The sequence below is a fragment of the Bradyrhizobium sp. SHOUNA76 genome (assembly GCF_023006445.1).
Lineage (GTDB): Bacteria > Pseudomonadota > Alphaproteobacteria > Rhizobiales > Xanthobacteraceae > Bradyrhizobium.
On record NZ_JALBHA010000836.1, the window covers coordinates 1 to 1,577 of the forward strand.

The 1,577-nt window shown below is 67.7% G+C and carries 1 protein-coding gene and 1 pseudogene; one reads left to right on the plus strand and one right to left on the minus strand.

The genetic code is table 11. The annotated features are described in order from the left end of the window. Positions 1-129 precede the first annotated feature (129 nt). The gene (gene rsmD / locus MOV74_RS37700; RefSeq protein ID WP_246932527.1) at positions 130-687 is read left to right on the plus strand and encodes a 16S rRNA (guanine(966)-N(2))-methyltransferase RsmD; all 558 of its coding nucleotides are present in this window, start codon (positions 130-132) and stop codon (positions 685-687) included. 213 nt (positions 688-900) lie between these two features. Here the strand turns inward: rsmD and MOV74_RS37705 are convergent. Continuing rightward, a pseudogene (locus tag MOV74_RS37705) lies at positions 901-1,577 on the minus strand (DNA mismatch repair protein MutL); the annotation flags it as partial.

Below are 1,577 nucleotides of genomic sequence, written 5' to 3' on the forward strand. Positions count from 1 at the left end.
CTGGTGCAGCGCACCGGCAGCGAGGAAGCGCGCGAGCGCAACGAGGCGGAGGCGAGCGGCTATGGCCCGCCGCGCCGTCCCAAGCGCGGCTATCACGGCAAGCGCGACCTGACGCCGAAGGAGGACTAGTTGCGCGTCGTCGGCGGTCGCTTGAAGGGGCGTAATCTCGCCTCACCGTCCTCGCGCGACATCCGCCCCACGGCGGACCGCCTGCGCGAGTCCGTGTTCAACATCCTTGTGCACGCCTATGACGATCCGATTCCGGACGCGCGCGTGCTCGATCTGTTTGCCGGTACCGGCGCGCTCGGCATCGAGGCGTCCTCGCGCGGGGCGAAATTCGTGCTGTTCGTGGACAATGGCGCCGAGGCCCGCGCGCTGCTGCGTAACAATGTGGAATCGCTGGGCCTCGGCGGGGTGACAAAAGTCTATCGCCGCGACGCGACCGATCTTGGGCCCGCGCATCCGGTCGAACCGTTCTCGCTGGTGTTCCTCGATCCGCCCTATGGCAGGGGACTTGCGGAGAAGGCGTTCGTGAGCTTGCGCGATGGCGGCTGGCTTACCCCCGGTGCGCTGCTGGTTGTCGAGGAGGCCAAGGCCGCGCAATTCGTGGTGCCGGAGGGTTTCGAGGAGCTGGAGCGTCGGGCGTACGACGATACGGAGTTCGTGTTTTTGCGTAGGGCGGATTAGCGCAGCGTAATCCGCCATCATCTCGGCAGATGCAGAAGAGGCGGGTTACGCTGCGCTAACCCGCCCTACGAAGCCCATCGCTGCCCGACAGTCTCGCTGCCGTAGGGTGGGCAAAGCGACTTGTCCGCCGTAGCTCGAAGAGCGAAGGCGGGAGATCGTGGGCACGGCGCGTTGCGCCTTTGCCCACCCTACGGCAGCGCGATTACGGCACCGTCACCTCCGTCCGAACAGCTTCTCCACGTCGGTCAGCTTCAGCTCGACATAGGTCGGACGGCCGTGATTGCACTGGCCGGAGTTCGGCGTCTCCTCCATCTCGCGGAGCAGGGCGTTCATCTCCTCGGGCCTGAGCCTGCGGCCGGCGCGCACCGAGCCGTGGCAGGCCATGGTGGCGGCGACGTGCATCAGGCGGCGCTCCAGCGGCAGCGCCTCGTCCCATTCGGCCATGTGCTCGGAGAGATCGCGCAAGAGCCCGCCCGCATTGGTCTTGCCGAGCAGCGACGGCGTCTCGCGCACGGCGACTGCGCCGGGGCCGAAGGATTCGATGGCGAGGCCGAACGAAGCCAGCTCCTCGCTGCGCTCCAGCAGCCGCTCCACCGTCGCCTCGTCCATCTCGACGATCTCGGGGATCAGCAGAATCTGCCGCTGCACACCGTTGGCGGCCAGCGAGGCCTTCAGCCGCTCGTAGACGATGCGCTCGTGCGCGGCGTGCTGGTCGACGATGATCAACCCGTCGCGGGTCTGCGAGACGATGTAGGTCTCGTGGATCTGCGTGCGTGCCGCGCCGAGCGGACGGTCGACGAGATCAGCCACCGGCTGCGTCTCGATCCGAACGTCCGCACTGGGCGCGCCGACGTCGAAGGCGGCTTGAGTGCGCTCGGCGAAGGCAGGCG